This is a genomic window from Desulfuromonadales bacterium, assembly GCA_035620395.1.
GTDB lineage: Bacteria > Desulfobacterota > Desulfuromonadia > Desulfuromonadales > DASPGW01 > DASPGW01.
Genome location: DASPGW010000085.1, coordinates 1 through 18,282 on the forward strand (window position 1 = coordinate 1; position 18,282 = coordinate 18,282).

General features: G+C 63.6%; 15 protein-coding genes and 1 tRNA gene. 10 read left to right on the forward strand and 6 right to left on the reverse strand.

The features are described from left to right. The 9 genes from VD811_04915 to VD811_04955 all read left to right on the forward strand — a co-directional run. On the forward strand, nucleotides 1-2,427 hold a 2,427-nt coding region (locus VD811_04915), incomplete at its 5' end, for a 4Fe-4S dicluster domain-containing protein (GenBank protein HXV20318.1). 3 nt (nucleotides 2,428-2,430) lie between these two features. After that, a complete protein-coding gene (gene nrfD / locus VD811_04920) occupies nucleotides 2,431-3,738 on the forward strand; it encodes an NrfD/PsrC family molybdoenzyme membrane anchor subunit (protein HXV20319.1) in 1,308 nt (435 codons plus the stop codon). Further along, the gene (locus VD811_04925; GenBank protein ID HXV20320.1) at nucleotides 3,738-4,172 is read left to right on the forward strand and encodes a quinol:electron acceptor oxidoreductase subunit ActD; all 435 of its coding nucleotides are present in this window, start codon (nucleotides 3,738-3,740) and stop codon (nucleotides 4,170-4,172) included. The genes nrfD and VD811_04925 overlap by 1 nt, the downstream gene beginning before the upstream one ends. Beyond that, complete coding sequence (locus VD811_04930) at nucleotides 4,169-5,230, forward strand: hypothetical protein (GenBank protein ID HXV20321.1); 1,062 nt, start codon at nucleotides 4,169-4,171, stop codon at nucleotides 5,228-5,230. Before VD811_04925 ends, VD811_04930 begins: the two co-directional genes overlap by 4 nt. Before the next feature lie 71 nt (nucleotides 5,231-5,301). Then, nucleotides 5,302-5,378, forward strand: a tRNA-Arg gene (locus VD811_04935). 151 nt (nucleotides 5,379-5,529) lie between these two features. Next, entirely contained in the window at nucleotides 5,530-6,492 is a 963-nt protein-coding gene (locus VD811_04940) for a 4Fe-4S dicluster domain-containing protein (GenBank protein ID HXV20322.1), read from the forward strand. Continuing rightward, nucleotides 6,489-7,316, forward strand: coding sequence for an FAD/NAD(P)-binding protein (locus tag VD811_04945; GenBank protein HXV20323.1), 828 nt, complete (start codon nucleotides 6,489-6,491; stop codon nucleotides 7,314-7,316). Before VD811_04940 ends, VD811_04945 begins: the two co-directional genes overlap by 4 nt. Nucleotides 7,317-7,324: 8 nt before the next feature. Continuing rightward, nucleotides 7,325-8,071 (forward strand): hypothetical protein, encoded by a 747-nt coding sequence (locus VD811_04950; GenBank protein HXV20324.1) that lies wholly within the window; start codon nucleotides 7,325-7,327, stop codon nucleotides 8,069-8,071. After that, the gene (locus VD811_04955; GenBank protein HXV20325.1) at nucleotides 8,058-9,308 is read left to right on the forward strand and encodes a nickel-dependent hydrogenase large subunit; all 1,251 of its coding nucleotides are present in this window, start codon (nucleotides 8,058-8,060) and stop codon (nucleotides 9,306-9,308) included. Before VD811_04950 ends, VD811_04955 begins: the two co-directional genes overlap by 14 nt. A 147-nt stretch (nucleotides 9,309-9,455) precedes the next feature. Here the strand turns inward: VD811_04955 and VD811_04960 are convergent, their stop codons facing one another. The 3 genes from VD811_04960 to VD811_04970 all read right to left on the reverse strand — a co-directional run bounded on the left by VD811_04960 (nucleotide 9,456) and on the right by VD811_04970 (nucleotide 13,549). Then, the gene (locus VD811_04960) at nucleotides 9,456-11,369 is read right to left on the reverse strand and encodes a putative nucleotidyltransferase substrate binding domain-containing protein (GenBank protein ID HXV20326.1); all 1,914 of its coding nucleotides are present in this window, start codon (nucleotides 11,367-11,369) and stop codon (nucleotides 9,456-9,458) included. Between the two features lie 150 nt (nucleotides 11,370-11,519). Next, entirely contained in the window at nucleotides 11,520-13,214 is a 1,695-nt protein-coding gene (locus VD811_04965; protein HXV20327.1) for a VC_2705 family sodium/solute symporter, read from the reverse strand. Between the two features lie 29 nt (nucleotides 13,215-13,243). Then, entirely contained in the window at nucleotides 13,244-13,549 is a 306-nt protein-coding gene (locus tag VD811_04970) for a DUF4212 domain-containing protein (GenBank protein ID HXV20328.1), read from the reverse strand. A 281-nt stretch (nucleotides 13,550-13,830) separates the two neighbouring features. On the opposite strand from VD811_04970, the gene VD811_04975 reads away from it, so the two are divergent. Continuing rightward, nucleotides 13,831-14,208, forward strand: a complete 378-nt coding sequence (locus VD811_04975; protein ID HXV20329.1) for a hypothetical protein — start codon at nucleotides 13,831-13,833, stop codon at nucleotides 14,206-14,208. Nucleotides 14,209-14,215: 7 nt separating this feature from the next. Here VD811_04975 and VD811_04980 read toward each other — a convergent pair whose 3' ends face one another. From VD811_04980 to VD811_04990, 3 genes are all read right to left on the reverse strand, one after another. Continuing rightward, the gene (locus VD811_04980; GenBank protein ID HXV20330.1) at nucleotides 14,216-15,658 is read right to left on the reverse strand and encodes a putative nucleotidyltransferase substrate binding domain-containing protein; all 1,443 of its coding nucleotides are present in this window, start codon (nucleotides 15,656-15,658) and stop codon (nucleotides 14,216-14,218) included. Nucleotides 15,659-16,139: 481 nt separating this feature from the next. Beyond that, complete coding sequence (locus tag VD811_04985) at nucleotides 16,140-16,640, reverse strand: hypothetical protein (protein HXV20331.1); 501 nt, start codon at nucleotides 16,638-16,640, stop codon at nucleotides 16,140-16,142. Nucleotides 16,641-16,802: 162 nt separating this feature from the next. Then, nucleotides 16,803-18,282 (reverse strand): sodium:solute symporter family protein (locus tag VD811_04990; protein HXV20332.1); only part of this gene is annotated, 1,480 nt, incomplete at its 5' end.

Here is an 18,282-nt window from a genome sequence, read left to right on the forward strand (position 1 = left end):
GTGTTGCGGCCGATCTCCTGGGACGAAGCCTTCGGGACGATTCAGACCGCCCTGGCCCGGAGCCGGGAACAGGGGCGGCGCAGCGTCTATCTCGCCGGCCGCACCACCGGTTCCCTGGCCTCCCTGATCGAGGCATCCTGCAACGCCCTGGGCGTGGAGCGCCTGGCCGAATTCGAGCCCTGGTCGCATGCTGCCCTGCGCCAGGCCTACGGCCTTCTGTTCGGGCAGAAGGAGCTGCCGCAGTTTCGCCTCGAGGCGGCCGACTTCCTGCTGACCCTCGGCACCGACCTGCTGGAAGCCTTTGTCAGCCCGGTCGACTTCGCCCGGCAGATCGCCGTCCGCAAGGGGAAAAGCGGTTTCCGCTGGGTCCATGCCGAGCCCCACCTCTCGCTGACCGGGGTGAATGCCGACATGCGGCTGGTGCTGCGCCCGGGGAGCGAGTCGGCCCTGCTGCTCTGGCTGCTGCACCGTTTTGCGGTCGCCGGGCCGCGCCGCCCGTTGCCGGCCGAAGTCCTGGCGGCCCTGCCTGATCTCCCGACCGGCGACGCGGTGCGGCTGACCGGGTTGACGGAAGACCAGTTGGCGCACCTGGCCGAAGGAATGAACCGAGCCGCCTCGCCGCTCGTGCTGGCCGGCGGCATAGCCACTGCCGGCGAGGGGGGGCTGGCAACGGCCGTCCTGGCCGGGCTGCTCCAGTGGGCCGGCGGCTCGCTCGGCTCGACGGTCGATTTCGCCCGGGCGGAAAATTACGCCGGAGTCGGCTCTTTGCTGGATCTGGAGCGGCTGGCGAAGCGGCTGCAGCAACAGGAAATCGGCGTATTCTTCGTCGCCCGGACCAACCCGGTCTTCCACGCGCCTGCCACCCTGGCCTTCGCCGAGCGGCTCAAGAGCGCGGCCTTGCGGGTGGGTTTGACCGATGTTCTCGACGAAACCGCCCGCGAACTCGATCTGCTCCTGCCCCTCTCGCACTCGCAGGAATCGTGGGGGGATGCCGAACCGCGCCGGGGGGTGCGGACCCTGGTCCGCCCAGCGGTCGCTCCCCTGCACGACACCCGCAGCGAGGGGGATGTGCTGCTCGGCCTGCGCCGAAGCTCTGGAGAGAGCGTTGCGGAGAGCTACCAGGATCATCTCTTCGAGGAGTGGCGCCGCCGCTTCAGCCGCCAGGATCTGGAATCCTTTGCCGTCCGCGGATTCGTGGAAGAGGCGGTGCCGCCGGTCGAGGTTCGCCTTGCCACCGCCGCCGTGGCCGTTTTTCTGCAGCAGTTGACGCTGCCCGCAGCCGCAACCGGGCCGGTCCTGATCGTCGTCCCCTCCATCCGCCGCTTCGACGGGCGCAGCCGGCCGCTCGCGCTGCTCGCCGAGATTCCCGATCCCCTGACGACGATCACCTACGGCGGCTGGGTTTCCATTTCCGCCGAGGATGCCCGGCGGCTGGGTGTCGGGGACGGGGACGAACTCCGCCTCAGCGCCGGCGAGTGGTCGGCGGTCTTGCCGGCGAAGCTCCAGCCGGGATTAGCGGTGGGCGTCTTCGTCGTGCAGCGGGATCTGCTGGAGCCGGCGCCTCCCGGCTTCGATCCCCGGACGGGCGAGGCCGCTGCGAGCCTGGGAATTCGCATCGAGAAAACGGGGGGACGACAGAAGCTGCCGATCCTTGCCGGCTCCCCCTCCCAGCATGGCCGGGGGCTCATCCCCGACCCGGTGCATCGGCAGGAGGAGCACAAGCACATCAGTCTCTACCCGGAACATGCCCATGCCGGGCACCGCTGGGCGATGGTCATCGACCTCTCCCTCTGTATCGGCTGCGCCGCCTGCGTCGCCGCCTGCTACGTGGAGAACAACGTGCCGGTGGTCGGTCGCGAGGATCACCTGCATGGCCGGGAGATGTCGTGGCTGCGCATCGAGCCGTTCTACGACGAAAGCGGGCACCCCGAGTTCCTCCCCATGCTCTGCCAGCACTGCCATTACGCTCCCTGCGAACCGGTCTGCCCGGTCTACGCCGCCTACCACAACCCGGAGGGGCTGAACGTTCAGGTCTACAACCGCTGCATCGGCACGCGCTACTGTTCCCACAACTGCCCGTACAAGGTGCGCCGCTTCAACTGGTGGACGCACCGCCCGGCCGAGCCGCTCGAGAGGATGCGCAACCCCGACCTCTCGGCACGCACCCGGGGGATGATGGAAAAGTGTACTTTTTGCGTCCAGCGCATCCGCGCGGCCAAGGACAGGGCGAAGGACGACGGCCGTCCGGTCCGGGACGGCGAAGTGGTGACCGCCTGCGCCCAGAGCTGTCCGACCGGCGCCATCGTCTTCGGCGACCTGAACGATGCGGCTTCCCGGGTCGCCGCTCTGGCGCAGTCAGAGCGGGCCTATCGGGTTTTCGAGCAGTTGGGTACCGAGCCGTCGGTCCGGTATCTGAAAAAGGGATGAGGGATGAGGGATGAGGCGACCGAAATAAGCGCTTCCGGGCGGCTGGAGACGGATGTCCTGGCAGGCATGCGCCGGCCGGGCCTGCGCTACCTGGCGGCGGTGGGCCTGTGCGCCCTGCTCGCGTTGATGCTCTTTGCCCTCTGGGGAGGGATGGCCTTGACGGGGATGGGGCTCTCCGGCAAGAACAACCCGGTGGGTTGGGCGATGCTGATCACCAACTTCGTCTTCTGGGTCGGGATCGCCCACTCGGGAACCCTCATTTCGGCCGTCCTCTTCCTCTTCCGCGCCCGCTTCCGCACCAGCTTCAACCGCAGCGCCGAGGCGATGACCATCTTCGCCCTGATGGTGGCCGGGCTCTTCCCCCTGATCCACCTCGGCCGGGTCTGGGTCTTCTACTTCCTCCTGCCGTACCCGAGCGAGCGACTGATCTGGCCCAACTTCCGCTCCCCCCTGGTCTGGGACGTCTTCGCCGTCACCACCTACATGATCGTCAGCATTGTCTTCTTCTACGTCGGCATGATCCCCGATCTGGCCATCGCCCGTCGCCGCCTCCCCGGCCTGCCCGGGAAAATCTACGGCCTGCTCTCCCTCGGCTGGCAAGGGACCCTGCGCCAGTGGCGCCACTACGGCCGGCTCTACCTCTTCCTGGCCGCCTTCGCCACGCCGCTGGTCGCTTCGGTTCACTCCATCGTCTCCTGGGACTTCGCCGTCAGCATCGTCCCGGGCTGGCACACCACCATCTTCGCCCCCTACTTCGTCGCCGGGGCGATCTTCTCCGGCACTGCCATGGTGCTCACTCTGACCATCCCGATGCGCCGCCTGCTGCATCTGGAGCCGTACATCACCGTCGACCACTTCGAGGCGATCGCCAAAATCCTCCTCTTCACCTCGCTGATCATTACCTATACCTATATCGTCGAGCATGGTCTGGCCTTTTACGGCCACAACCCCTTCGAGCGCGACCAGTATCTGTACCGCATGTTTGGGGATTACCGGCTGCTGTTCGCCATCATGATCGTCTGCAACTCCCTGCTGCCGCTGACCCTGTTCGTGCGGCGGCTGCGGCGAAGCCTCCCCTGGCTCCTCGTCCTGGGCGTCCTGGTCAACATCGGGATGTGGCTGGAGCGCTTCGTCATCATCGTCGCCTCCCTCGCCCACGACTATGACCCGTACGCCTGGGGGACCTACAACTTCTCCTGGGTGGAGTTCGGTATCAGTGTCGGCTCCTTCGGCCTGTTTTTCCTGCTCTTTCTCCTCTTTGCCCGCTTGCTGCCGGTCCTCGCCGTGACCGAGATCAAGGAGCATTCGTGATGGCGCGCTTCGTCTGCGAGAGTCGGGAGGAGTTTCTGGAGCGGCTGCGGGGGCTGGTGGACGCCGGCGCCGACCCGCAAACCATCCACGTCCGGATGCCCTTCTACGTCCCCGAAGCCATGCAGATTCTGGGCGAACGCCCCGACCGGCTGCGCTTCTTCCCCCTTGTCGGCGGCATCGCCGGCTTCGGCAGCGGACTGGCCCTCACCATCTACTCGGTCCTCAGCTGGCCGATTATCGTCGGCGGCAAGCCGATCGTTTCCCTGCCGCCGTTTCTGCTCATCGGCTATCTGCTGACCATCCTCTTCGGCGCAGTCGGTTCCTTTGCCGGCTTCCTTCTGCTGGCCCGGTTGCCGAGCGGGCGGGGTCTGGCTGCGGATGGCGAGTTCCCGGAGCGCTTCATCATCATCGTCGAGACAGGGGAGGGGGAATGACTACGGTCACGATGAGCCGGGGGACTTTCCCGTTCTATCTTTTGGTGCTGGTCGTTGCCCTTGCCTTCTTCGAATATGGCGGCCTGGTTGCCGGCGAGGGGGCGCTGTTGCTGACCCTGGTCTTCTGGACCGCCCTGCTGCAGGGGGTCATCGCCGCGGCGGCGGTGGCCGACCTGGTGGGCGCCCGGTGGATTACCCTCCTGCGCCGGCAAATCCTGGCCGCCTACCCGCTGCTGCTGGTCTCCCCCCTCCTGCTCATACTGCTGGTGCCCAGACTCGATCTCTATCCGTGGGCCGCTACTCCCGGACAGTGGCTGAACGCCCCGTTCTTCCTCCTACGAAACCTGGCGCTGCTGCTGGCCGTCTACGGCACGGGCCGCCTGTACGCCCGGCGCTCCCTGCGCGGCGACCCGCGAACGCCTGCCAGTGCGGTCATCTACCTCTTCGCCTTCGTCACTTCCCAGACCCTGGTCGCTTTCGACTGGGTCATGTCCCTCGAATATCCGTGGATCAGTACCCTCTTCGGTGCCTATTTCTTCGTCGAGGCCCTCTACGCCGGCCTGGCGCTGGCGGGAATCCTCTGCTTCCTCCTGCCGCTGCGACAGCGGGAAGGGCTCGCGGCGGCAGAAGTAAGGCCGCTGCGGGACATCGGTCTGCTCCTGTTCGGTTTCAGCGTTCTCTGGGGCGGCCTCTTCTTTGCCCAGTATCTCCTGCTCTGGTACGGCAACCTCCCCGAAGAGGTTCAGTTCATCGCCCGGCGCCTGGAGAGTTTCCCCCTGCGCGCGCTCAGCGTTTTCTTCCTGACCGCCAATTTCCTGGCCCCCTTCCTGGGGCTGCTCGGCCGGCGCGCCAAGCGCAGCGACCGGGTCGTCGGCGCCGTGGCGGCGTTGGTGCTGACGGGGCTTTTTGCCGAGCGACTGTTCTTCATACTCCCGGTAGCGCCCATGCCTGTCGGCATTCTGCTGGTGGAAAATATCCTGTTTTTTGCCTTCTGGCTGCTGACCGTGCATAGCCGGGAGCAGCTGCTGCCGACGGCGACAGAGCGTTCGATAGATTAGGGGAGTAGGCGGGAAAATGTGGAAATTTGCCGTTGCATTCACCCGGGAGATGGGGTATATAAGCAGTCCGTGCGCGATTAGCTCAGCTGGATAGAGCGCTGCCCTCCGGAGGCAGAGGTCACAAGTTCGAATCTTGTATCGCGCGCCACTGAAAAATCAAGGGCCGGCCAGAAATGGCCGGCCCTTTTTCTGTGCAACTCGCCATCGCCGACGTCACTAGGCATTGCGCAGTGCCCGCCTTGCCAGCCCCCTTCCCGGTGCTAGAATGGGAACAGTCTCATGCTGACGACGGGGGCGCCATGCGAAGCTGGGCCTTTCAGGCAGGATTCGAAGATCGTCTGCTGCAGTCTCTCCGGGGTGATTACCGGGTACTGGCCCCGGTGCGGGGGACGGACGGGGTCGTACGGCTGCAGCCGGTGCGCAGCTGGGCGGAGCTGTCGCCGGCGGGCCTGCCACTCATTCCGCTGAAAAAGGTCGTCTTCCCTCCCCACGATGTGCTCTGGACCCTGATGGAGTATGAGTACCGGGAGCCGGCGCCGTCGTCGGTGCCGGTGGCCCTGGTCGGCATCGCCCCCTGTGACCTCTACGCCCTCGCCTATCTTGATCTCGTCTTCGCCGATGATCCCCATTACCAGCGTCGCCGGCAGAACCTGCTGCTGATCGGCAGCAACTGCCGACCCACCCCGGAATGCTTCTGCCCGCCGCGGCGCGAGCCGCCCCCCTTCGACCTCTTTCTCGCCGCCGACCGGCTCTGGGTCGGCTCGGCCTGGGGCGCGGGCCTGCTCACCGCCCTGCAGGCGGAACTCTCCTCCCCCGGCGACCTGCCGCTGCCGGCCGAAATAACCGATGGGCAGCAGCAGGTTCCGGAAAACCTCGAGCAGCTCTTCACGGCGAGCGCCGGTCTGCCCCTCTGGCGGGAGGTGGGAGAGCGCTGTGTCTCCTGCGGCGCCTGTTCGGCCGTCTGTCCCACCTGCTACTGCTACGAAATGAGCGACGAAGCGCTGCCGGACGGCCGGGTGGCCCGGCGGCGCGAGTGGGACAACTGCTTCTTCCGCAACCATGCCCTGGTTGCCGGCGGGCAGAACTTCCGGCCGACCCGCGCCGAGCGGTTGCGCTTCCGCTTTGAGCACAAGATGCTCGGCTTCGGTGCGCTGCGCGGTATCTCCGCTTGCGTCGGCTGCGGCCGCTGCGCCCGGGCCTGTCCGGTGGATATCGACATCTCGGCCGTGCTCGCCGCGCTGGCCGGAGGAAACAAGCCATGATGGTCGCATTTCAGCCGGTGCCGGCGGTCATCGAGGCCATCGACAAAAAGGTTGCCGACAACCATCTCTTCACCTTCCGGCTCTCCGAGTCGATTTCGGTGGCGCCGGGTCAGTTCGTCGAGCTCTCCATCCCGGGCGTCGGAGCCTTTCCCGTATCGACTGCCGCCCACCCCGGCGGTGCAACCTTCCAGGCCTGCATCCGCCGCGCCGGCCGGGTGACCGCGGCCCTCTACCGGCTAGACGAAGGGGCAAACGTCGGCATTCGCGGTCCCTTCGGCCAGGGCTTTCCGCTGGCAGCTTTCGCCGGTCGGGATGTCCTGCTGGTGGCCGGAGGGCTGGGGATGGCCCCCCTGCGGGCTCTGCTGCAGGCGCTGCTGGGAGAGCGGGGGCGGGTAGGGGAGATCATCCTGCTCTACGGCAGCCGAGAGCCGGACGCTATCCTGTTTCGCGATGAACTGGAGGGTCTTGCTGCCGCCGGGACGATCAAGGTCCGCTATTCCGTCGATTTTGCCACCGAGCTCCCCTGGTCGACGGACGCCTATGTCTGCCGGATAGGATTGGTCACCGAACTGCTGCGCGACCTGAGATTCGCGCCGGCGCAGACGGTAGCGGCGGTCTGCGGCCCGCCGTCGCTGTACGGCTGCGTGCTGGAGGATCTGGCCCGGCTCGGCATCGACCCGGAGCGGATCTACGCGACGCTGGAGCGGCGGATGCAGTGCGGCGTCGGCCAGTGCTGCCACTGCGTGACGGCAGGGGTCTTCGTCTGCAGCCAGGGGCCGGTCTTCAGTCTGGCTGAACTGCGGCGCCTGCCCGGCTCGATTTGAAGGTGACCATGAAAAAACTGCGCCTCGCATACGTTCGTTTCACCTCCTGCTGCGGCTGTCAGCTGACGCTGCTCAACTGCGAGGAGCAGTTGGCGGCCATCGACGCGGTGGCGGAGGTGGTCGCCTTCGACATGGCCTCCTCCCGCCCGGACGATGGTGGTCCCCTCGATGCCGTGCTGGTGGAGGGCTCCATCTCCCGGCCCGAGGAACTGGTCGAGCTGCTGCGGCTGCGCCGCCGTGCCGAAATACTGGTGGCGGTCGGCGCCTGCGCCCTGACCGGCGGGGTGAACGTCCTGGCCCATGGCGACCGCATCGAACTCTGCGAAGGGGTTTACGGCGAATGCGCCCGGGAGAAGCTGACCTTTCCGCCGCAGCCGCTCTGCCGCTTCGTGCGGGTCGACCTGCAAGTCGCCGGCTGTCCGCCGGAGCGCAGCGAGCATCTGCAGCTGCTCGGCGCCCTGGCCCGCGGCGGCCTGCCCGCCCTGCCCGAGTATGCGGTCTGCATGGAGTGCCGGCAGCGGGAAAACCTCTGCCTGCTTCTGGAGGCAAAGCAGCCCTGCCTGGGGCCTGTCACCCGGGCCGGGTGCAACGCCCTCTGCCCCAGCTTCGGCGCCATCTGTGAAGGGTGCCGGGGGCCGGTGACCGAGGCGAACCGGGCCGAGGAGTCGCGCTTGCTCCTCGGCCTGGGGCTTTCGGAGCGGGAGGTGCGGGCCAGGCTGGAACGCTTCAGCGGAGCTTCCCATGAAGACCCTTAGCCTGCAGCCGCTCACCCGGGTGGAAGGGCATGGCCGGGTAGAGATGACGGTGCAGACCGGCCGGCTGACTGCCGTCCGGCTGGTTATCACCGAGTCGCCGCGCCTGTTCGAAGCGCTTTTGCTCGGCCGCTCCTGGCAGGAAGTGCCGGCCCTGGTCAGCCGCATCTGCGCCATCTGCTCGGGCGTGCACCGCGTCGCCGCCGCCTCGGCGCTGGAGAGCGCCCTCGGTATTGATATCCCGCCGTTGGCCCGGCGGGTGCGCGAACTGCTGCTGCTCGGCGGGCACATCGAAAGCCATGCCCTGCATCTCTTCTGCCTCACCCTGCCGGATATTGCCGGGACGGAAAGCATCCTCGAGCTGCTGCGTGCCTGCGACCCCCGGGCGCGCGAGGGGTTGGCGCTCAAGGGGCTGGGGAACCATATCCAGGAGCTGGCCGGGGGGCGGGTGATTCACCCGGTGAACGTCGAGGTGGGTGGTGTGGTGCGGCTGCCGCCGCGGGAAAAACTCGAAGCGCTGCTGGCTGAACTGGAGGAATGGTCGGGTCGGCTGCCTCCCCTGGTCGAAGGGTTTGCCGACCGCCGGGGGTACCCGCCTGCTACCCCGGCTCTCGGGACCCGCATTGCCGTCGACTGCGACGATTTCCTGCTGACCGGCCGGTCGCTGCGATTTTCGGACGGCCGTGTCGTTGCCGGCGAGCGCTACGGGGAAGTGCTGGAGGAGAGGGCGGTGCCCTGGTCCAACACCAAACACAGCCGAACGGCGGGGGTGCCGCTGCTCGCCGGGGCGCTGGCACGCTTGGAAAACGCCGCCGGTCGCGCCTTGGCGCCGGTCCTGCCCGAGCCATCCGCTGCAGGCATCCACGGCAATAACCTGGCTCAGGGGCTCGAATTGATTTGGGCGCTGCGGGAGGCCAGGCGACTGGTGCGGGAGTTGCTGGCGGGGGATGCCGACGCCGCCGTCATGGTTGCGGTCCGGGCTGGGGCCGGAGTCGGGACCTGCGTCATCGAGGCCCCGCGCGGCTTGCTGATCCATCATTATGCCCTGGATGACCAGGGGCGGGTGGCGGCGGCCGATATCCTCACCCCCACCGCCATCAATCAGGCCGCCATCGAGGCGCAACTGCTGGCCGACCTGCAGGGCGTAACGGATGAGTCCGTATTGATCGAGCGCGCCGGGCGCATCGTCCGGGCCTACGACCCGTGCATCTCCTGCTCGGTCCATGTATTAAAAGGCTGATGAAAAACGCCCATCTGCGGCGTTGCCCACCCCCTTACCCTACGGGCATCCCCCCTGTGGAACAGGGGGGAAGTCTCGCGAAGCGAGGCAGGGGGGTCGGGCGCCTTGCATCTGGGCATTTTTGATCAGCCTGGAAAATCGGGTTTTTCAGAAGGGTGTGCGGCTGAAGTGGCGCTTGGCCGCATCCTGCAGCTTGCTGACGGCGGCGAAGGCTTCCCGCAGCAGGTCCTGCTCGTTTTTGGAGAGGGTGTAGGGATCGAGATAGTGGCTGGGTTCTTTTCCCTGTTCGATGAGGTGAATCTCGTTGCGCAGGCGCAGGAAGCTCAGGGCTTCGAAAGCGGCCCGAATGTGTTCGGCCGTTTCCGGCGCAAAAACATTGCGTTCCACCAGCCCCTTCAGCCGATCCTGGGTCGTGATGGCCTGCAGTTCCTTTTCCAGGGCAAACATTCGGACGCAGTCGACGATATAGACACTCCCTCCCTGTTTGAGGGAGAGCTCACCCTTGTGCTCTTCCCCCTTCTCGACGATGAACCGGCCCAGCAGTCCCACCGGCACTTTGTAGCGCAGATCGAGTGACATCATGTGGTAGAGGAAGCCGGGGAAATTCCTGATCTCCCGATGGACGATATCCCGCAGTTGGTTAGCCAGTTCCGGGTCGCCTGCCAGCGGGGCGAAATCGAAGAAAATGGAAGAGTAGCGCACTTTCTGGGGCTCAGGATCGTTGACCCAGTCTCTGATCCTGGTCTGCCAGTCGTTCAGGCGGCCCCGCCAGAGGGGGTTGTTGGCCATCACCTTGCCGTGACAGAGGGAATAACCGACGCGGCTGAGGGCATCGACGATCTTTTCAGCCAGGGGGACGAAAAACGCTTCGACTTCGAGCATTTTTGCGTCAGAGACGTTCTCGAATATGAAACCGTGGTCCTGGTCGGGACCGAGCAGCATCTCCCGGCGGCCACCGCTCCCCATGATGAGAAAACAGTGGCGGATGTCGGGCCGTACCCGTCCCTCGGCGGCCATCTCTGCCAGGCAGATTTCATACACCCGCCTGATGATGCCGTGGTGAATGTAGGAGAGGATCTCCATGACTTCCGGCGTGCTGCGCGTCTCCGAGAGTAGACCGCGTGCCACGCCTAGAATCTCGCGGCGGATGGTGACAAGCCCCTCGATGGTTCGTTCCTCGCGGATGTTGCCGAGCAGCAGCATTGCCTTCTGGCTGCGGTAACGCATGATGTCGCGCAGCGTCACGATGCCGACCACCTCGCCGCGGTCGACCACCGGCAGGTGCTTGATGCGGTGGCCGGTCATGTAGGCCAGGGCCTCGTACATGTAAGTGGCCGGCGACATGGCATAGGAGTGAGGACTCATGATCTCCCGGGCGGTCAGCGTCCGGCCGTCGGCGTTCTCCGGCGCAATCACCTTGTCCACCAGGTCCCGGGCGGTGATGATGCCGATCGGCTTGCGGCCGGCATCGATCACCAGGACCGAACTGACGTTCTTTTCAGCCATGCGCCGTGCCACCTGTTTGGCGGTTTCCGTCGGCAGACAGCTTTCCACCGTCGTCGTCATGATTTCCGAGAGACGCTTCTTGAAGGGGTAGGCCTCCATCTGGGTGAGGGCCTCTCTGGAATGGTCGGCGACGATTTCCGAATAAAGCTGCCGGACGCGGGAGAAGACGATGCGTGTGAAATGTTCACTGAGCTGAGGGTAGTCCTTTGCTACCCGCTTCAATAGGTCTTCGGGGATCAGGTAGCAATCCGTTTTCTTGACGGTCCGCGCCCCGCCCGTATAAGGCTCGCCGGTGATAATGGGGGTGCCGCCGAAGAAGGTTCCCTCGCTGCGGTAATCGACCACCATGTCGATGCCGCCGGGGGTCATGACGGTGATTTCCACCAGACCCTCCTTGATGACATAGAGGTAGCCGGTTGGGGGATCGTTCTGTTTGAAGATATGGATGTTCGGCGGATAGGTCTTGAGGATGGCCGCGGTGCGAATTTCCTGAAAGACGTTGGCGGGAAGATGGTTGAACGGTTCGGTATCCTTGAGATGCTTGATCAGACTCATCGAACTACCCGGCAGGGGAGAATAAACGGGACCCCGGTGATGGTGAAAAAGCCTCCCGGTGGGAGGCTTCTGGCCGAACGGTGAGCTCGATTCTATCATCAAACAATAAAATGGCAATCTATTTTAACGGGGCGGAAGAGGGGCCTTACCTCAGGTTAACTTGGCCGTCCCGGCCGGGGGCTCCTCGACGGAACCCGGCATTCTGTGCAGCTTTCGCAGAATGTTGTCCATTTTTGTCGCCGACTCGGGGGTGACCCTGTCCTGGGTGAGGTTGGAGACGACGATATTGATGAGGAAGGCGAGCGGACAGACGACCAGAGCGGAGGAGGTCGCCGGCAGAATGCCTTCAGCTTCGAACATCGGCACCTTCGCAATCCATCCTGCCATGGCGAGCAGGGTCATGCCGAGCCCCCAGACCATGCCGGCCAGCGCTCCGTATTTGTTGGCCTTGCTGTACCAGACCGCCAGCACGACGGCGGGAAAAATGGTGTTGCCCGCGATGGCAAAGGCCATGGCGACGATCTGGGCAATCAGGGCGGGTGGGTTGAGGGCGGTGATGATCACTATGATGCAGAGTACGGCTGTGCAGACGCGGCCGACGAAGAGTGCCTCCCTGTCGTTGCAGTTCGGCTTGAAAACGGTGGCGTACCAGTCGTGGGCGAGGGCCGAAGACCCGGCGATCAGCAGGCCGGCGACGGTAGAGAGCCCGGCGGCCATGGCCCCCGAGGCGAGATAGCCGATGTAGGCGAGCCCCATCCCGGCTTTTTCCGGGGCCGAAAGAATGATGACGTCGGCGACGGCCTTGCCGCCCAGCGGATTCCAGAATTTGCCCATGGCCGCGTAGACCGGGGAGGACCAGTAGAGCAGGCCGATGAAGAAAAGGCCCCAGAGGACCGATTTGCGGGCGACGTCCTCGTTCTTGACGGTGTAGAAGCGGATCATGATGTGGGGCAGACCGGCAGTGCCGACCATCAGGGTGAAGGTCAATGCCACAAACTGGTACAAGGTACCCTCTCCCCACGGGAGGTAGGCCCTGCGGACATTTTCCAGTTCGCCGCCGGTCAACTGGCCGCTGGCAACTTTGCCGTCCATGAGGCCGGAGAGGATGCTGCCGTATTCGAGTTGGGGCAGGAGGCCGATGCCGCCGGCCTTCCGGATCAGTATCCAGAGGGGGATGAGGAAGGCCGAGATGAGGACGACGTACTGGATCTGCTGGTTGCGGGTCACGCCGGCCATGCCTGAAATCAGCAGGTAGGCGAGGGTGACGCCGGCGGCGAAGAAGACGCTGGCCGTGTAGTCCATGCCGAAGATCCAGCCGCAGATCAGACCGATTCCCTTGAACTGTGCGGTCGCGTAGGTGATGGCGATGATGACGGTCACCGCTGCGGCAATCAGGCGTACCGCATGGCAGTCGTAACGGTCGCCAAGAAACTCGGGAATTGTGTATTTGCCGAATCGGCGGATCTGGGCCGCCAGGAGGGTCAGCAGAAGCACGTAACCGCCCGTCCAGCCGATAATGTACCCGAGGCCGAACCATCCCTTGAGATAAAGCAGGCCGGCTACGCCCATGAAGGAAGCCGCCGACATCCAGTCCGCGGCGATGGCGGCACCGTTGCCGAATTTGCCGATTCCCTGGCCGGCCACCCAGTAGCCGGAGGTGCTGGAAACTTTGGAGATGAAACCGACGCCAACGTAGACGAAGAGCAGGGCCAGAAAGATTATGGCCGGAAGCAGCTTGAATCCCTGCTGAATCTGATAGACTTCCTCCCCCGCCGCCAGCAGGGTGCCGGTGCTCAGCAGAAGAGTAGCCAGGGTCGTTCCGGCGATCCGCGTGCTCTTTTTCATGGTCGCTGCCTCCTGTCCGAAGAGAACTGTCAGCCTTTGGTGATTCTCTTGTCCCACAGGACGCAATAAAGCTTGCAGAGCAGGATGTAGCCGATGGTGCAGCCCTGGGCGATCAGCCAGTAGTGGAGGGGGAAGCCGAGGAAGCGGGCTCGGGTCAGGAACGACTCTCCCAGCCCTGAGGAATCTCCCAGTCCGGCCAGAAAGATCAGAACCGGAAGGCCGAAACTGAGCAGTGCCCAGATGATGAGGATGGTGGTGGCAATGCCCACCTCTTTTTTCATGCCGGGCGTCGATGGATTGAAGAAGTTGACCTGCAGGCGATTTTTGGGTGCCATGTCTGACGCTCTCAAAACAGTGGCGAAGGTAGTTGTCATTCAGCAATGGCTACAGGTGTAGTACAGCACCTTCGCCCTGTCAATGAAAATGGTTTGGGAATCTCCTGGCAGGGTGCAGGCAGGATTCCGGAAGGCCCAAAACGTCGTTTGTGAATTTCTCGATTTTTGTGGATTTTTGGGCAAGGCAGATATGTGTGTGGACTTGCACATCGGCGGTTTTGCGAGTATAGTTCATTGTAAGACTAAGAAAATATTGTTTGGATTAGAGGGGAGGTCCACAGATGAATTCGCATCTGGTACTTGGCATTTTTGCCCTGTATGTCGTTGCGGTTTCCCTGTGGCGCCTTGTGAGCGGCCGGGGGCTGCCGCCGGTGGCAGAGGCGAACCAGGTTCTGGAACGGCGCCGTCGGCTGCTCCCCCATTTTCTGGTTCATGTGGCGACGCCCCTGCTCGTTGGCGTTGTGTTCATCAGCCGTGGAGTGGTCGGCCTCTCCGGTGGTTCCGCTCGCCCCTATGACACCGTTCCTCAACAGCATATTTACCACCAGGTGGCTGCCGCCATGGAAATGAGCTGGCAGGCCCGGATCGCCGCTGCCGATCTCTGGGCAGCTGCCGAGAGCATGGAAACCGCATCCCTCGTCTGGGCCAATCTCCCGTAATCTCCCCTCAGCGCATCATTAAATCGAGTTGGAAATGACGCTGCAGGAAGGTCTGAAAAGCCCTTACTCCCTTCAGCGCCAGCTTCAGTCGACCCTTCTCCATACGGTTGAGGTGGTCCAGGGAGACGTGATTGTTCGGCTCACGCGCCTCGCGGATAGCCCGGACCTGGCAGCGCAGCCTGAGAAACACCAGAAAATCGAAGCTCGCCTCCAGATCCTGGGCCTGCTCGGGTGCCAGGACCTTTGCTTCCAGCAGCCCCTGGAGCCGTTCGCGTGTGCCTCCGTCGAGGATGCCCGCTTCCAGCGCCAGCACCTTGATCCCCTCGGTGACGGCAAAGATGCCCGCCTTCTTGATGTCGACCTTGCCCCGGTACTCGCCCTTTTTTTCAGTCTTGATGCGGCCGAACCAGCCGAGCGGCGTTTTGAAGCGCAGGACATTCATGGCCGTGTGCGCAAGGAAAACCGCATCCTTGTCGAGGTGCCCGGCGATGTGGTCTTTCAGGCTCCGCTCGAAGGACGGGTCGCCATGCAGGGTTCGAATATCAAAAAACATGCTGCCATTGAGGATGTTTTCCGGCGTCGGGGTGGACAACCAGCTATCGACGACCTTGATCCATTCCGTCAGGCTGCGTCGCCAGAATTCGTTTTTTGCCATGATCCCGCCGGGACAGGGCGGCACCCCGATTTCTATCAAGGCTTCGATCAGGGCATGGGAGAAGGCTTCGACCTGTGCGACCTCCGCCTGCGAAAGATCGTCGGCATAGACGATGGCGTTGTCCTGATCGGTGGACAGGGTCTGCTCGCGCCGTCCCTCGCTGCCCAGCACCACGAAGGCGAAACGATCGGTCAGTTCCGGGAATTTTTCCGCTCGCAGAATTTCGATCAGACGAATCAGCAGGCGATCGTTGAGGAGGGCGATCATTCGCACCAGGCTGCGGGTCGCCGTCCCGGTGCCGACCAGATGCAGCACGAGGTCCTGAATTTTCCGATGCAGTCTGGTCAGATCGGCAATGTTGCCGGCCTCTTCAATGTCCCGCAACATCTTCTGGGGAGAGCGGGTCTGCAGTTTGAGGATGTCGGTGTCGGTGATGATGCCGGTAAGGCGGCCGTCGGCATCGACCATGCAGACGTGATGAATCCTGTGTCTGGACATGCGGTAGAGTGCTTCGAACAGAAAGTCGTCTTCCTGCACTACGATCAAGGGGGCGCTCATGATCGACCGGGCCTGCAGGCTGCCAGGAGCTATGCCGAGTGCGACCACCTTGTTGCGCAGGTCGCGATCGGTGAAAATGCCGACGGGCGCCCCCTGGTCAACAACGACGATGCTGGAGATGTCCCGATCGCGCATGCGCGCCGCCGCTTCGACCAGCAGGGCGTCGGCCGGGCAGGTCACCAGGTCACGCCGGCCGAAGGTCTTCACCGGTAAAAAGAGGACATTCTCCTCGGCCATGAGCAGTTCCCTCCTCGCCGGAATCGGCAGAAATCAGGGGCTTCAGAAATAAAGGCAGAAAGAAGTTTACCCGACTCTGCCGCTTATGCGCCTCGCCCTTCTCCATGTTGGATCGTCCTGGCAGGCCAAAGGGGGATTGGAGACAGGGATGGTTTTCCAGCAGGTGATAGAGAAAAGCCAGCTTGCTGCGAACCTCGACGATGGCCAACGTACCCATCAGCGATATGCCGAGTTGTCCGCTCACCGGTGGTGATCACCGGTCGAGAGGCTGTAGATGTGCCAGGGCAGGCCGGCGCCAGTCAGCGCCGAGGCCGATAGGTTGACCGCGAGTGGATGGTCCTGGGCAATAGCGGCGCCGGCGAGGACAAAAACGATGACGAGAACGGTGAGCGGGTGACGGCCTCCAAAAAAGTATCTTGCAGCCGCTGCTTTATATATCCACTGCGGCAGTTGTCATGAATAGCAGCAGAGTTCCGATCTTCTACTTTTTGAAATAGCTGAAAATTCCCAGATCCCCGATTCGGCCCCTGGGAGCAGTCGGGTCGTTTTCATCCACGGGGGGGCTTCTCAGGGCATCACCGATAATCATGCCGCCGATGGTGCCATAGAGCAGTGCCGCACCGCCGCCCGTCATCAGCACGTTCATTTCCGTACCGATGCCGACGCCGGTAAAGAGCAGGCCGGTGACCAGGCCGACGAACCCCAGAATGATGGCGCCCAGCCTTTTGTCGCCGGTTCTTTGCACCGCCCAGCCGCCAACGGCCCAGGCCAGCATGGCGTAGACCGCAAAGCCGCCGAGGCCCCAGCGGGCTGCAAAACTGTCCATACCGACCACCATTTCCAGGGCCGACGGGATGATGGTAGTGGTCAGGCTCAAACCGGCAAAACAGCTGAGCACTGTTGCACCGATCGAACGGAACCTGATGCTCATTATGAAATGAGTAATTCCTGCGTTAAAGCGACGAATCATCTTGACGATCATGTTTCCACTGCTCTCCACTGTTGATGCCGAAACATGCATGCCAGACTCCCTGGGGCGATGACTATACCCGAAAATGACGCTGGTGGGTTAAAAAAATCCCCCTCCCCTGGACGGGGAGGGGGGAGTTCACAGCAAGGAAGAACCAGGCTTCAAGTTGACGGATCAGTGGTGCGACGGCGGCGCCAGCTTGCCGGGGTAGCGGAGGTTGCCGACCAGGTCCTGAATCTCCTGCGGCGGCTCCTTGGTGAGCTTGCCGACCACGTACATGGTGATGAAGTTGAGGGCGGCGCCGACGGTGCCGATCCCCTCCGGCGAGATGCCGAACCACCAGCCGGCGGCATTGTTGGCTGCCGGGTTGATGAACTTGAAGTAGCTGATGTAGGCGGCGACAAAGACGATGCCGACGATCATCCCGGCGATGGCCCCTTCCTTGTTCGCCTTCTTGTTGAAGACCCCCATGAGGATGCAGGGGAAGAAGGAGGCGGCCGCCAGACCGAAGGCGAAGGCGACGACCTGGGCGACGAAGCCCGGCGGATAGATGCCGAAGAGACCGGCGATGCAGACGGCGACACCGGCCGCGATACGCGCCCAGACGAGCTCGGCCTTCTCGGACATGTTCGGCGTGACGATACCCTTCATCAGGTCATGCGAGATGGCGGCAGAGATGACCAGGAGCAGACCGGCCGCGGTGGAGAGGGCGGCGGCCAGGCCGCCGGCGCCGATGAGACCGACGACCCAGTTGGGCAGCTTGGCAATCTCCGGGTTGGCGAGAACCATGATATCCTGGTCGATCTTGACTTCGTTGGCGGACTCGGGCTTATCCCAGGCACCCTTGGCGATCGTCATGATGCCGTCGCCGTTCTTGTCATTGAATTTAACCAGACCGGTCTTTTCCCAGTTTTTGAACCAGGAGGGTGCATCGGCATAGCTGACGTTGTGAATCGACTTGATGAAATTGGTGCGGGCGAAGACGGCAATCGCCGGGGCGGTGGTGTAGAGCAGGGCGATGAAGATCAGCGCCCAGCCGGCGGAGGAGCGGGCGTCGCGCATCTTCGGCACGGTGAAGAAGCGGATGAGGATGTGCGGCAGACCGGCGGTGCCGATCATCAGCGACATGGTGATGAACCAGACGTCGATCCGCGGCCTTACCCCGGAAGTGTAGGCGGCAAAGCCAAGGTCTTTCTGGATGCCGTCGAGGACTTCGAGGAGATATTTGCCCTGGGTACCCGGGTCGTTGAGGAGGGCGGCTCCTTCGGCGGTGACGGAGGAGCCCAGGCCGAGCTGCGGAATCGGCACGCCGGTGAACATCATCGAGATGAAGATCGCCGGAATCAGGTAGGCGGTGATGAGCACGCAGTACTGGGCGACCTGGGTGTAGGTGATCCCCTTCATGCCGCCGAGGGTGGCATAGAAGAAGACCAGGGCCATGCCGATGATGACGCCCATGTTGATGCTGACCCCCATGAAGCGGGAGAAGACGACGCCGACGCCGCGCATCTGGCCGGCGACGTAGGTGAAGGAGACGAAGATCGCGCAGACCAGCGAGACGACGCGGATGGTGTTGGAATAGTAGCGGTCCGCCATGAACTGGGGGATGGTGAACTTGCCGTATTTACGCAGATAGGGGCCGAAGAGCATGGCG

Excerpts from the sequence above, each read along its gene's own strand:
- nrfD (HXV20319.1), top strand. The coding sequence starts at position 2,431 with ATGAGGGATGAGGCGACCGAAATAAGCGCTTCCGGGCGGCTGGAGACG.
- VD811_04925 (HXV20320.1), top strand. The coding sequence starts at position 3,738 with ATGGCGCGCTTCGTCTGCGAGAGTCGGGAGGAGTTTCTGGAGCGGCTG.
- VD811_04930 (HXV20321.1), top strand. The coding sequence starts at position 4,169 with ATGACTACGGTCACGATGAGCCGGGGGACTTTCCCGTTCTATCTTTTG.
- VD811_04940 (HXV20322.1), top strand. The coding sequence starts at position 5,530 with ATGCGAAGCTGGGCCTTTCAGGCAGGATTCGAAGATCGTCTGCTGCAG.
- VD811_04945 (HXV20323.1), top strand. The coding sequence starts at position 6,489 with ATGATGGTCGCATTTCAGCCGGTGCCGGCGGTCATCGAGGCCATCGAC.
- VD811_04950 (HXV20324.1), top strand. The coding sequence starts at position 7,325 with ATGAAAAAACTGCGCCTCGCATACGTTCGTTTCACCTCCTGCTGCGGC.
- VD811_04955 (HXV20325.1), top strand. The coding sequence starts at position 8,058 with ATGAAGACCCTTAGCCTGCAGCCGCTCACCCGGGTGGAAGGGCATGGC.
- VD811_04960 (HXV20326.1), bottom strand. The coding sequence starts at position 11,369 with ATGAGTCTGATCAAGCATCTCAAGGATACCGAACCGTTCAACCATCTT.
- VD811_04965 (HXV20327.1), bottom strand. The coding sequence starts at position 13,214 with ATGAAAAAGAGCACGCGGATCGCCGGAACGACCCTGGCTACTCTTCTG.
- VD811_04970 (HXV20328.1), bottom strand. The coding sequence starts at position 13,549 with ATGGCACCCAAAAATCGCCTGCAGGTCAACTTCTTCAATCCATCGACG.
- VD811_04975 (HXV20329.1), top strand. The coding sequence starts at position 13,831 with ATGAATTCGCATCTGGTACTTGGCATTTTTGCCCTGTATGTCGTTGCG.
- VD811_04980 (HXV20330.1), bottom strand. The coding sequence starts at position 15,658 with ATGGCCGAGGAGAATGTCCTCTTTTTACCGGTGAAGACCTTCGGCCGG.
- VD811_04985 (HXV20331.1), bottom strand. The coding sequence starts at position 16,640 with ATGATCGTCAAGATGATTCGTCGCTTTAACGCAGGAATTACTCATTTC.